We start from the raw sequence: 12,184 nt of genomic DNA, 5'->3' as shown, positions 1-12,184 counted from the left end.
CGCCGAATTTCTTCGACAGAACCGTTGCGATTGCAGCGGTCAGCGTGGTTTTACCGTGGTCGACGTGGCCGATGGTGCCGACGTTGACGTGCGGCTTGGTCCGTTCGAATTTACCTTTTGCCATTTTATTCTTCCTTAGAACAATGATTTAAATGTAGGGACCGGCATTCTCGTGAAAGCCGGCCCGGAACTTCTATTACTTAGCTTTCGAGCTTACGATTGCTTCAGTCACATGCTTAGGTGCTTCAGCATAGTGCTTGAATTCCATCGTGTAAGTCGCACGACCTTGGGTCGACGAACGCAACGATGTGGCGTAACCGAACATTTCCGACAGAGGCACTTCGGCCTTGATGATCTTGCCGCCACCACCAGCAATTTCATCCATGCCTTGCACCATGCCGCGACGCGACGACAGATCGCCCATCACGGTACCGGCGTAGTCTTCCGGCGTTTCCACTTCCACGGCCATCATCGGCTCCAGGATGACTGGCGATGCTTTGCGGCAGCCATCTTTGAATGCCATCGAAGCGGCCATGCGGAATGCATTTTCGTTCGAGTCAACATCATGGTACGAACCGAAGAACAACGTGACTTTAACGTCAACAACTGGGTAACCAGCCATCACGCCCGAAGTCAGCGTGTCGCGCACACCTTTTTCAACTGCAGGGATGTATTCGCGAGGAACGGTACCGCCCTTGATCGCGTCAACGAATTCGAAGCCCTTGCCCGGTTCTTGCGGTTCGATCTTCAGAACCACGTGACCGTATTGACCACGACCACCCGATTGCTTGACGAATTTGCCTTCCGACTCTTCGCACACTTTACGGATCGTTTCGCGGTAAGCCACTTGTGGCTTGCCGACGGTCGCTTCAACGTTGAATTCGCGCTTCATGCGGTCAACGATGATGTCCAGATGCAACTCGCCCATACCGGCGATGATGGTCTGACCCGATTCTTCATCGGTACGCACGCGGAACGATGGATCTTCTGCTGCCAGACGATTCAGCGCCAGGCCCATTTTTTCCTGGTCAGCCTTGGTTTTTGGCTCGACTGCCTGCGAAATCACAGGCTCAGGGAAGACCATGCGTTCCAGAACGACGCTGGCCTTTTCGTCGCAAAGCGTATCGCCCGTGGTAGTGTCTTTCAGACCCACGACGGCAGCGATGTCGCCAGCGCGCATTTCCTTGATTTCTTCGCGCTCATTGGCTTGCATCTGCACGATACGGCCAATACGCTCTCTCTTCTGCTTCACGGAGTTCAGGACCGAATCGCCCGAATTCAATGTACCCGAATAGCAGCGGATGAAGCACAGCTGACCGACGAACGGATCGGTTGCGATCTTGAACGCCAATGCCGAGAATTTCTCATTGTCGTCGGCTGCACGCTCAACTGGCTGCTCGTCCTCGTCCAGACCTGGGACAGGTGGAATGTCGATTGGCGATGGCAGATACTCGATCACCGCGTCCAACATTGCCTGTACGCCCTTGTTTTTAAAGGCGGTACCGCACAGCATTGGAACGATTTCGCTGGCGACGGTACGCTGACGCAGAGCAGCCTTGATCTCGGCTTCCGACAGCTCGCCTTCTTCCAGGTACTTGTTCATCAGTTCTTCGGACGCTTCAGCAGCGGCCTCAACCATGTTTTCGCGCCACTTGGCAGCTTCAGCAGCCAGGTTGGCAGGAATTTCGCCGTATTCAAACTTCATGCCTTGCGAAGCATCGTCCCAGATGACCGCTTTCATCTTGACCAGATCGATAACACCGGTAAAGAGGTCTTCAGCGCCGATAGGTATCTGGATAGGCACTGGGTTGGCCTTCAGACGCGAACGCATCTGATCGTAGACCTTGAAGAAGTTGGCACCGGTACGGTCCATCTTGTTCACGAAGGCCAGACGTGGCACTTTGTACTTGTTAGCCTGACGCCAAACCGTTTCCGATTGTGGCTGCACGCCGCCGACTGCACAATAAACCATGCAGGCGCCATCCAACACGCGCATCGAACGTTCTACTTCAATGGTGAAGTCAACGTGACCCGGAGTGTCAATGATGTTGATGTGATGCGGAGGGAAATTGTTTGCCATGCCCTTCCAGAAGCACGTAACAGCAGCCGAGGTAATGGTGATGCCGCGCTCTTGCTCTTGCGCCATCCAGTCGGTGGTGGCAGCGCCATCATGGACTTCGCCCAGCTTGTGGTTCACGCCCGTGTAGAACAGAACGCGCTCGGTGGTGGTCGTCTTACCTGCATCGATGTGAGCGGAGATACCGATATTGCGGTAGCGCTCAATGGGGGTCTTGCGGGCCATAATTAATCCTAAATGAATGGACAAAACCGAGCAGCATTTTTTTGCAAAAATGAGCCCGGCCTCGAACAACAGATGCTTGACAGCCACCTTGCGGCAGCTGGCTTTATATTAGAAGCGGAAATGCGAGAACGCTTTGTTCGCTTCAGCCATACGATGGACTTCGTCGCGTTTTTTCATCGCGCCGCCACGGCTTTCAGCCGCTTCCATCAACTCACCGCCGAGGCGTTGTGGCATCGATTTTTCGCTGCGCTTGTTAGCAGCTTCACGCAACCAACGCATGGACAGAGCCATACGACGGACTGGGCGAACTTCGACCGGCACCTGGTAGTTTGCACCACCGACGCGACGGGATTTCACCTCAACCAGCGGCTTGGCGTTGTTGATTGCGGTAACAAAAACTTCGAGCGGATCTTTGCCCGATTTTGCTGCGATGTGCTCGAAAGCACCGTAGATGATGTTTTCTGCAACCGATTTCTTACCGGACAGCATCAGCACGTTTACAAATTTAGCGACATCAGTGTTGCCGAATTTTGGATCTGGCAAAATTTCGCGCTTGGGTACTTCACGACGACGTGGCATATCAATTCCTTTCAATCTTCAGTTGAGCGCGCGTTCTTCGCACACTCGCGGACGACCATCATAGTCTTCCACTTACTCGACCAGATGCGGTCGACTACATTCACTTAGCTAGTTGCCACTGAGCGAAACTTGGGTTTGCTGCGTACAACTTATTACTTCTTGCCTGCTTTAGCGCGCTTGGTACCGTACTTCGAACGCGATTGCTTACGGTCTTTAACGCCTTGGGTATCCAGGGCACCGCGAACCATGTGGTAACGCACACCCGGCAAATCCTTAACGCGACCGCCACGCAACAGCACAACACTATGCTCTTGCAGGTTATGGCCTTCACCGCCAATGTACGAAATGACTTCGAAACCATTGGTCAGGCGAACTTTAGCGACTTTACGCAGAGCCGAGTTAGGCTTCTTTGGAGTCGTGGTGTAAACACGTGTGCAAACGCCACGTTTTTGCGGGCTGTTTTCCAGCGCCGGCGATTTGCTCTTCACGGTCAAAGCGACGCGTGGATTGCGAATCAATTGATTGATGGTTGGCATCGTTATAAATCCAACAAAAAACTACGATTAATAACCCGGGCAAGATGCCCGGCGACTAAAACCTCGTCCCGCTTTCATCTACTGCGCACCGGAGGCGCCCGTAGCCACTCGATAAGGAGCGGCCATGAAATGCCAAGCAGCAATACGTAAACGATGAGCAGAATAAAATCGAGAACTCGCTAGTTTAGACCTTGTGTTACAGGGGGTCAATCAGTTTACCGCTTTTTGCTATAAAAAAAGGCAAAGAATGGGGGTATTTGTGGCATTTTAACTAATCTTTGGCGATGCGGCGCGCACGACTGCACCCCTGAACCATAGCTGCTTTGACATTCTTTCCCTGCGGCCAAGCATCGGACGCACACATTCTTGTATGACCGCAACACAACAAAAGGATTGATAATAGCGGACATTTTTCGCTGCGTTCCTGCCCCCTTTATGCACCCCTTGCTTCGCCCCGCCTATCTGTTCCTGCTCCTGACCTATGCCTTGCTGACGGCCGTGCCCTTCATTCCCGCGCTGCTGGGACGTCCGCTCGAGCATCCCTGGCAGATGCTCACGTTCGAGTTGCTGGCCTGGCTGGCCGTCTGGAGCGTATTCAAGCGCCCCGCTTATTTCCACTGGCTGCTGGTGCCCGCCTTCCTGGCCCTGCCGACGGAAATCTATCTGTTCATCTTCTATGGCCAGGGCATTTCCACGCACCACCTGGGCATCATCTTCGAAACCAGCCCCAAGGAAGCGATGGAATTCCTGGGACAAAAAGTGTGGCTGATGGGCGCTGTCATGCTGGGCGTGATCGCCTGGTGTGCGCTCGGCTGGTGGGCGGCCACGCGCACGCGCGAGCTGGACTGGCGTGGCAAGACGCGCCCGGCCGCCTTCCTGCTGCTGATCCTGCTGGGCGGCTTCTGGTTGTATGGCTACGAATTCGGTTTCGAGGCCAAGGTTCTGCATAGCGCCCCCGCGCCGGCCAAGGCCAGCCATCCGGCGGCCAGCGGCAAGGCGGGCGCCTCCGGCTTCGGCGACGCCAGTTCGGCCGAAGACGAAACAGCCGAAGACGACGAGGAAAGCAGCAAACCGGAGAACGCCAGCATCGCCGGCGCCGATGAAACGGGCCTGGGGTGGCCCAGCCTGCCCCACTGGGCGCGGCTGCCCTACGCCTTCGACACCGTCAGCAATTCCTGGCCGTTCGGCCTGGCCGCGCGCGGCTACGATTTCTACAAGGAGCGTCGGTACCTGGCCGAGCTGGGACAAAAAAGCAGCAGCTTCCGTTTCGGCGCACACCAGCAACATCCCGATCCCCATCCGGAAGTAGTGGTCATGGTGATCGGCGAATCGTCGCGCTACGACCGCTGGAGCCTGAACGGCTATGAGCGCGACACCAATCCCCTGCTGAAACAGGAAAGCAATCTGCTGCCGCTGGCCGACGTCATCACGGCCGTTTCCGCCACGCGCCTGTCCGTGCCCGTCATCATCTCGCGCAAGCCGGCCACGCAAAGCCTCAAGGATGGCTTTTCGGAAAAATCCTTCCTCACCGCCTACAAGGAAGCGGGCTTCAAGACTTACTGGCTGTCGAACCAGATCTCGTTCGGCCAGTTCGATACGCCCGTCTCCGTGTTTGCCAAGGAAGCGGACGTGGTGCAATTTTTGAACCTGGGCGGCTTTACCAACAATTCGAATTTCGACCAGATCCTGTTCGATCCATTCAAGAACGCGCTGGCCGACCCGGCGCCGAAAAAGCTCATCGTGCTGCATACCCTGGGCAGCCACTGGAACTACAGCCAGCGCTATCCGAAGTCCTTCGACAAGTGGCAGCCGTCGCTGTTTGGCGTCGACAAGCCCGTCTACACGGACACGGCCATCAAGCCACAGTTGAACAACAGCTACGACAGTTCCATCCTGTACACGGACTGGCTCCTGTCAAACGTGATCGGCATACTAAAGGACGATGGCCAGCGCACCGCCCTGCGCAGCTCGCTCGTCTACGTGGCCGACCATGGCCAGACCCTGTACGACGGCACCTGCCGCCTGGCCTTCCATGGCCACAACACGCAATTCGAATTCCACGTGCCCGCCTTCGTCTGGTATTCGCCGCAATTCCAGCAGCACTATCCGGACAAGGTGACGCAGTTGCAGCGCCATCAGAAGGCGCGCCTGTCGACGGAAAACATGTTCCACACGCTACTCGACCTGGGCGACATCCGCTTTCCCGGCGAACAGCCCGAATGGAGCATCGCCAGCCCCCGCTTCAAGCAGCACAAGCGCTACGTCGACAGCTACGGCTGGACCAACTACGACAACGCCATCATCCGCGGCGATTGCCGCGAAGTGATCGACAAGAGCACGCCGGAAAAGCAGGACAAGTAAGGGCGGCCATCAGGCCCGTTCGAGGACGCCGCCGCAATCGGCCGGTTGCGCCATGTGCGTGCTGAGCCAGTCGAAGACACGCCCGGCCTTGTCGGCGATGCCGGCGTCAAAACCGCGCTGCGCCAGCAGGGCGATGCCATTCGTGGCCTGCAGCACGCCGGGCGCCAGCTGCAGCGCACCCCCTTCATCGCGGCGCACGCACCACGGCGCCAGGCAGTCTTCCAGCAGCGGCCCCAGCACCAGGTTGTGCGACGAGACGATCACCAGGTGGCGCGCGGCCAGGGAATGCAGCACGGCAGCCGCAGCCGCCACCGATTCGAGGTGGTTGGTGCCGCGAAAAATCTCGTCGATCAAGAACAAGGCCGGCGCCCCGCCCTCGGCCAGCGCCAGCAATTCGCGTGCACGCCGCAATTCGGCGATATACAGACTTTCGCCGCCATCGAGCGAGTCTTCATTCTGCATGCTCGAATACAGGGGCAGCATGGGCACCTGCGCCGCCTGCGCATAGCAAAAGCCGAAGGCGCGCGCACTGATCAGATTGAGGCCCACGCCGCGCAGCAAGGTACTTTTTCCGATCGCATTCTGGCCCGAGATGAAGGCGCCGCGGCCGTCGAGCTGCAGCGACAGCGGCACGGCGCCGTCCAGCAGCGGATGCACCATGGCATCGAGCGACAACTGCCGCGCATCGGCTTCCTGCGCCCAGCAAAACTGCGCGCGACCGCGCAGGTGGCGCGCCAGGGCCAGATCCGCCTCCAGGTCGGCCAGCAGCAGGAAACTCTGGCGCAAGAAGGCGCGTTCGCGCCGCACCACGCGCAGGCTGTGAAAGTAGCGCCGGATATTGCCCAACATGAGCCAGTCGTCATATTCGCCCAGCAGGGGAATCATCTTGATCCAGCGTAGCGGCGTGATCTGGCGATTGATCACGCCGGCAGCCCGCCCACCTTCGCGCAGGTCCGCAGTGAACGCAGTATCGAGCGCGCCCAGGCGGCCATGTACCAGCAGTATCTGCTGCAAGGTAAAGACGCTGCGCTCCCACGGTTTGCAACGCTCGTAAAAACGCATCTGCAACGCCATCAGCAAGAGCCAGACGGGCACCGCGATGGCCCATGCCAGCGGCGCAAACAGCCGCGCGGCCAGCAGCGACGCCAACAGCGCCAGCGTCGGCAGCAGCAGCCAGCGGCTCCACCACGGTGGTGCTGGCGGCGCTGTACCGCACAGCAGCGCCGCCACTTCCATGTCTGCCGTGCGCAGCGGCCGCATGGCTTGCTCGATCACCGCCTGCTGTGCCGCCGGCCAGGCGCTGATGCAATCGCTGCTGGCCAAGAATGCTGGTCTGATCGGCGAGCTGCATATGGTAGTCATCGACCAGCATTTCGTCCCACGTCTGTTCATCGAGCTGGATCGGGCCAGCTTCGACCTGCTGCAACATGGCAATGTCGCTGCGGGCAAAGGGGAAATCGAATTGCGCCGCTTCGGGCAGGCTGGCAAACTGGCGCAGCCACGGGCCCAGACGGGCAAACAGGGAGGGCGAAGGCGACATCATGCTCCAAAAAAGGGGACCAGCATGGCGCCGCGCGCCATCACTGCCTGGGCCGCAGATCAGGTCGATTGCCAGAATATCAAGATCCATGCGCACACGCCGCGGCACTGCCGCGCACGCGGACACCTCCGGGACAGCGCGGACACGGCGGACAGCCGGACACCAAAAAAATTTCCCATTCAAATCAAGGACTTGATAACTGGCACGGATCCTGCATAGGAAAAGGCATCCTTCACGAGACCTGACCATGATCCGCGATACCTCTACCCAAGACGCCGTACTGTCCACCCCTCCGGGCCAGCGCCACAAGCAACGTGCCCTGCTGCTGGCCGGCGCCGTCATCGTCATCGGCGCGGCCGTCGCTGCCGTTGCCGGCTGGCGTAACAGCGAGCATTCCGTCAACAGCAGCCGCCTGCGCATCGCCGAGGTCACGCGCGGCACCCTGATCCGCGACGCCGCCGTGAATGGCCGCGTGGTGGCCGCCATCAGCCCCACCCTGTACTCGACCACGGTGGCCACAGTGACCCTGAAGGCCAAAGCGGGTGACACGGTAAAAAAAGGCGACATCCTGGCCGTGCTGGAATCGCCGGACCTGTCCGACGCCCTGAAACGGGAGCAGTCGAGCGTGCAGCAACTGGAAGCGGAAGTGGCGCGCCAGCAGATCCTGGCCAAGAAGCAGAAGCTGCTGGCGCGGCGCGAAGCCGATACGGCCGAGATCGAACGCCTGTCCGCGCAGCGCACGCTGGAACGTTATGAAAGCGTGGCGCAGGTGGGCATCATCGCCAAGATCGATTACCAGAAGGCCAAGGATGCCTTGAATTCCGCCGATATCCGCAGCAAGCACGCCTCGCAGGCGGCGGGCCTGGAAAGCGAAGACGTGACCCTGGCCTTGAAAACCAAGGCGAATGAGCTGGAACGCCAGCGCCTGAGCCGCGACAACGCCCAGCGCAGGGTCGACGAACTGACAGTGCGCGCACCAGTCAATGGCTTCATCGGCACCCTGTCCGTGGCCAACCGCAGCGTGGTGCAAGCCAATACCGCCCTGATGACCCTGGTAGACCTGTCGCAACTGGAAATCGAACTGGAAGTACCGGAAACGTATGTTGCCGATATCGGCCTGGGCATGCGCGCCGAGATAGAAACGGGCGCCATCAAGGCAACCGGCAAGCTGTCGGCGCTGTCGCCTGAAGTGGTGAAAAATCAGGTGCTGGCGCGCGTGCGTTTTGACGGCGAGCAGCCGGCCGGCCTGCGCCAGAACCAGCGCGTGGCGGCGCGCCTGCTAATCGATGAAAAACCGAATGTGCTGATGCTGGCGCGCGGCTCATTCGTCGAAGCCGAAGGCGGCCGTTTCGCTTACGTCGTGCGCGACGGCGTGGCCATCCGCACGCCGATCAAGCTGGGCGCCACCAGCGTCTCGGCCGTGGAAATCCTCGGCGGCCTGAAGCTGGGCGACAAGGTGGTGGTCGCCGGCACGGAAGCGTTCGAGAACGCGGCCCGCGTTTCCCTCAATTAATCAGCTGCACCTACTCCATTCCATCAAGAGGTCCATCATGCTGCGCATGCAAAATCTGAACAAAGTCTATCGTACCCACATGATCGAAACGCACGCGTTGCGTGGTTTTGAAATCCACGTCAAGCAGGGGGAATTCGTCACTGTCACGGGACCGTCCGGCTCCGGCAAGACGAGCTTTCTGAACATCGCTGGCCTGCTGGAAGAATTCACCGACGGTGAATACATCCTCGATGGCGTCAACGTCAGGGGCATGAACGACAATGCCCGCTCGCGCCTGCGCAATGAAAAACTGGGCTTCATCTTCCAGGGCTTCAACCTGATTCCCGACCTCTCGCTGTTCGACAATGTCGACGTGCCCTTGCGCTATCGGGGCTTCAACAGCGCGGAACGGCGCGAACGCATCGAGGACGCACTGGCCAAGGTGGGCCTGGCCTCGCGCATGAAACACTATCCGGCCGAACTGTCGGGCGGCCAGCAGCAGCGCGTGGCCATCGCGCGCGCGCTGGCCGGCTCGCCCAAACTGTTGCTGGCCGATGAACCGACCGGCAACCTGGACACGCAAATGGCGCGTGGCGTGATGGAACTGCTGGAAGACATCAACGCACAAGGCACCACCATCCTGATGGTCACGCATGATCCCGAACTGGCGCTGCGCAGCCAGCGCAACGTGCACATCATCGACGGCCAGGTGTCGGACCTGGTGCAACACAGCGCCACGTTGTCGGCCAGGCCGCAGCACCCCGTGACCGCGTAAGGAGAGAACATGTTCCGCTACTATTTCACGCTGGGCCTGCGCAGCCTGCGCCGCAACCGCGCCCTGACCGCATTGATGATACTGACCTTGGCCGTCGGCGTAGCCGCCAGCGTGGCCACCGTTACCATCCTGCACGCCATGTCGGGCGACCCGCTGCCGCACAAGAGCGACCGCCTGTTCGTGCCGATGATCGACGTCGTCCCCTTAAAAAGTTATGTACCGGGCGCCAAGCCCACCTTCGGCCAGGCGCAACTGGCCTATACCGACGCGAAGAATTTCATGGCCAGCAACATGGGCGTGCGCCGCACCGTCATGTACGGCGTGGCCGGCCCGGTCGAGCCGGCACGCACGGATGTCGGCGCCTTCCAGGCCCAGGGCCTGGCGCCCACGCGCGATTTTTTCGCCATGTTCGAAGTCCCCTTTCTGTATGGTCAGCCATGGAGCGTAGCCGATGACGCCAGCGGCGCCGACGTCATCGTGCTGAGCCGATCGCTGGCGGAAAAACTGCTGGGTACGGTTAATCCCGTGGGACGGCGCGTGATGGTGCTGGGACAGCCATATCTGGTCAGCGGCGTGCTCGATCACTGGGATCCCGTGCCGCGCATACACCGCATCATCGGCAGCAAGGGCGCCTTTGGCACGGAAGATGAATTCTTCATTCCGTTTGCCAGCGCCATCCGCCATGAGACGCGGCATGACGGCGGTATGGCCTGCAGCGGCGTCGACCGCGGCCCTGGTTTCCAGGGCACCCTGGCCTCGGACTGCACCTGGCTGCAGTTCTGGTTCGAGATGGAAAGCGCCGACCAGCGTGGCGAGCTGCAGGCATATCTCGACAGCTATGCTGCCGAGCAGCGCAAGCTGGGCCGCATGCCGCGCCACGCGCCCAACGCGCTGTACAACGTCAAGGAATGGATGGTTTTCCTGAACGTGGTCGACAACGACAACAAGCTGGCGGCCTGGCTGGCCTTCGGCTTCCTGCTGCTATGCCTGGTCAATACCATCGGCCTGCTGCTGGCGAAATTTTCCGTACGCGCCAGTGAAGTGGGGATCCGCCGTGCGCTGGGCGCCACGCGGCGCGACATCTTTCGCCAGTTCCTGATCGAGACGGGCGTCATCGGCCTGGCCGGCGGCGTACTGGGCCTGCTGCTGGCCTATGCCGCGCTGGCCATCGTGCGTTCGCAATCGAAGGAACTGGGCACCGTGGCGCACATGGATGTCCCGATGCTGCTGCTGACGTTTACCGTCTCCGTGCTGGCCGCCCTGCTGGCGGGTTTGCTGCCCACCTGGCGCGCTTGCCAGGTGACGCCGGCGATACAGCTCAAATCCCAATGACATTCACCGTACCGCAATGAGGTTCAACATGGAAATCCGCCCCATCCTGTCGGCACTGATGCGCAGCAAAACCGGCGCCGTACTCGTCGCCGTGCAGATCGCGATCAGCCTGGCCATCCTGGCCAATGCCCTGCATATCGTTAACCTGCGCCAGGCGATCGCCGCCCGTCCCACCGGCGTAGCCGCCGAAAACGACATCTTTTATGTCAATATCCAGAGCATGGACAAAGGTAGCCACCAGCGCCAGCTGGCCGACCAGAAACGTCAGGCCGCCTTGCTGCGCGGCCTGCCCGGCGTGCTCTCCGTAGCGCAGACCTCGCAGGCCGTGCTGTCGCGTTCCGGCAGCAGCACCAATGTCTCCATCAAGCGTGGACAGCCCACGGCCAGCGCCACCACGTCGATGTATTTCACGCCTGACTCGCTGGTCAAGACATACGGACTGAAGCTGGTGGAAGGCCGTGATTTCCATCCCGACGAGGTGCCGGAAATCGATGAAAACGTCGATGAAATCTTTCCCAAGGTGGTCATCGTGACGCTCGCCGCGGCGCAAAAGATCTGGCCTGGCGAAAGCAGCTTTGTCGGCAAGACCCTGCTCAACGGCACCGGCGACAATGACGACGAGATGCGCGTGATCGGCGTGGTGGAGCGGTTGCAGACACAGGTCGGCCAGGTCAGCGCGCAGGGCGAGCATTCGCTGATCCTGCCGGCGCGCCTGACGGGTTCGCGCGACTCGCTGCTGTACGCCGTGCGCGCCGAGCCGGGCCAGCGCGACCGCCTGATGAAGGAGGCCGAGCAAGCCATCCGCACTTCCACCAGCGAGCGCCTGCTGGTGCGCACCGATACGCTGGAAAAGCACCGCACGTCACGCTACCGGGCCGACCGTGGCCTGTCGTGGATGCTGATCACCGTCTCGACCCTGCTGCTGCTGGTGACCGCCAGCGGCATCGTCGGCATTGCCAGCCTGTGGGTGACGCAGCGCAGGAAGCAGATCGGCGTGCGGCGTGCGCTCGGTGCCCGCCGCATCGACATCCTGCGCTATTTCCTGACGGAGAATTTCATGATCACCAGCGTCGGCGTGGCGTGCGGCGTGCTGCTGGCGCTGGGCTTGAATCAGCTGCTGGTGAGCCAGCTGGAAATGGCGCGCCTGCCACCCGGCTATCTGCTGGCCGGTGCGCTGGTGTTCTGGCTGCTGGGCGTGGGCGCGGTGTACGGCCCGGCATGGCGCGCGGCCAGCATTTCGCCGGCCACTGCCACCCGCAGTACCTGA

Annotated in this window: 11 protein-coding genes; 6 read left to right on the top strand and 5 right to left on the bottom strand. The window is 60.3% G+C overall.

Translation table 11 applies throughout. The features are described 5' to 3' along the window. The 4 genes from CSZ94_RS22335 to rpsL all read right to left on the bottom strand — a co-directional run. Window positions 1-124: GTP-binding protein (locus CSZ94_RS22335; protein WP_017454492.1), on the bottom strand; the 124-nt coding region annotated here is incomplete at its 3' end. Between the two features lie 72 nt (window positions 125-196). Further along, on the bottom strand, window positions 197-2,302 hold the full coding sequence (gene fusA, locus CSZ94_RS22330) for an elongation factor G (RefSeq protein WP_102123530.1): 2,106 nt from the start codon (window positions 2,300-2,302) through the stop codon (window positions 197-199). Between the two features lie 108 nt (window positions 2,303-2,410). After that, window positions 2,411-2,881 (bottom strand): 30S ribosomal protein S7, encoded by a 471-nt coding sequence (gene rpsG / locus CSZ94_RS22325; RefSeq protein ID WP_065310159.1) that lies wholly within the window; start codon window positions 2,879-2,881, stop codon window positions 2,411-2,413. 152 nt (window positions 2,882-3,033) lie between these two features. Next, window positions 3,034-3,417 carry a 30S ribosomal protein S12 gene (gene rpsL / locus CSZ94_RS22320; protein ID WP_010394376.1) on the bottom strand — a complete coding sequence of 128 codons (384 nt, stop codon included), beginning with the start codon at window positions 3,415-3,417 and terminating at the stop codon, window positions 3,034-3,036. Window positions 3,418-3,852: 435 nt separating this feature from the next. Here rpsL and CSZ94_RS22315 point away from each other — a divergent pair, with 435 nt between their 5' ends. Continuing rightward, window positions 3,853-5,778, top strand: a complete 1,926-nt coding sequence (locus CSZ94_RS22315; protein ID WP_146009875.1) for a phosphoethanolamine transferase — start codon at window positions 3,853-3,855, stop codon at window positions 5,776-5,778. 9 nt (window positions 5,779-5,787) lie between these two features. On the opposite strand, the gene CSZ94_RS22310 is transcribed toward CSZ94_RS22315, so the two are convergent. Next, entirely contained in the window at window positions 5,788-7,101 is a 1,314-nt protein-coding gene (locus tag CSZ94_RS22310; RefSeq protein WP_258001144.1) for a MutS-related protein, read from the bottom strand. Here CSZ94_RS22310 and CSZ94_RS28920 point away from each other — a divergent pair. From CSZ94_RS28920 to CSZ94_RS22290, 5 genes are read left to right on the top strand one after another with little or no spacing between them, the layout of a single operon-like run. Further along, window positions 7,082-7,537, top strand: coding sequence for a hypothetical protein (locus tag CSZ94_RS28920; RefSeq protein WP_258001143.1), 456 nt, complete (start codon window positions 7,082-7,084; stop codon window positions 7,535-7,537). The two genes, CSZ94_RS22310 and CSZ94_RS28920, sit on opposite strands and share 20 nt — an antisense overlap. A gap of 28 nt (window positions 7,538-7,565) precedes the next feature. Continuing rightward, window positions 7,566-8,831, top strand: a complete 1,266-nt coding sequence (locus CSZ94_RS22305; protein WP_102123529.1) for an efflux RND transporter periplasmic adaptor subunit — start codon at window positions 7,566-7,568, stop codon at window positions 8,829-8,831. Between the two features lie 37 nt (window positions 8,832-8,868). Then, on the top strand, window positions 8,869-9,585 hold the full coding sequence (locus CSZ94_RS22300) for an ABC transporter ATP-binding protein (RefSeq protein WP_102123528.1): 717 nt from the start codon (window positions 8,869-8,871) through the stop codon (window positions 9,583-9,585). 9 nt (window positions 9,586-9,594) lie between these two features. Continuing rightward, complete coding sequence (locus tag CSZ94_RS22295) at window positions 9,595-10,917, top strand: ABC transporter permease (protein ID WP_102123527.1); 1,323 nt, start codon at window positions 9,595-9,597, stop codon at window positions 10,915-10,917. Window positions 10,918-10,945: 28 nt separating this feature from the next. Next, window positions 10,946-12,184, top strand: coding sequence for an ABC transporter permease (locus CSZ94_RS22290; protein WP_102123526.1), 1,239 nt, complete (start codon window positions 10,946-10,948; stop codon window positions 12,182-12,184).

Origin of the sequence: Janthinobacterium sp. ROICE36 (genome assembly GCF_002869965.1) — a bacterium.
In the GTDB taxonomy this organism is placed as follows: Bacteria; Pseudomonadota; Gammaproteobacteria; order Burkholderiales; family Burkholderiaceae_D; genus Janthinobacterium.
Note: the sequence above shows the minus strand (reverse complement) of the source record. Positions and strands in the feature narration are given on the sequence as shown.

Excerpts from the sequence above, each read along its gene's own strand:
- rpsG (WP_065310159.1), bottom strand. The coding sequence starts at position 2,881 with ATGCCACGTCGTCGTGAAGTACCCAAGCGCGAAATTTTGCCAGATCCA.
- CSZ94_RS22315 (WP_146009875.1), top strand. The coding sequence starts at position 3,853 with ATGCACCCCTTGCTTCGCCCCGCCTATCTGTTCCTGCTCCTGACCTAT.
- CSZ94_RS22290 (WP_102123526.1), top strand. The coding sequence starts at position 10,946 with ATGGAAATCCGCCCCATCCTGTCGGCACTGATGCGCAGCAAAACCGGC.
- CSZ94_RS28920 (WP_258001143.1), top strand. The coding sequence starts at position 7,082 with ATGCAATCGCTGCTGGCCAAGAATGCTGGTCTGATCGGCGAGCTGCAT.
- CSZ94_RS22305 (WP_102123529.1), top strand. The coding sequence starts at position 7,566 with ATGATCCGCGATACCTCTACCCAAGACGCCGTACTGTCCACCCCTCCG.
- fusA (WP_102123530.1), bottom strand. The coding sequence starts at position 2,302 with ATGGCCCGCAAGACCCCCATTGAGCGCTACCGCAATATCGGTATCTCC.
- rpsL (WP_010394376.1), bottom strand. The coding sequence starts at position 3,417 with ATGCCAACCATCAATCAATTGATTCGCAATCCACGCGTCGCTTTGACC.
- CSZ94_RS22300 (WP_102123528.1), top strand. The coding sequence starts at position 8,869 with ATGCTGCGCATGCAAAATCTGAACAAAGTCTATCGTACCCACATGATC.
- CSZ94_RS22295 (WP_102123527.1), top strand. The coding sequence starts at position 9,595 with ATGTTCCGCTACTATTTCACGCTGGGCCTGCGCAGCCTGCGCCGCAAC.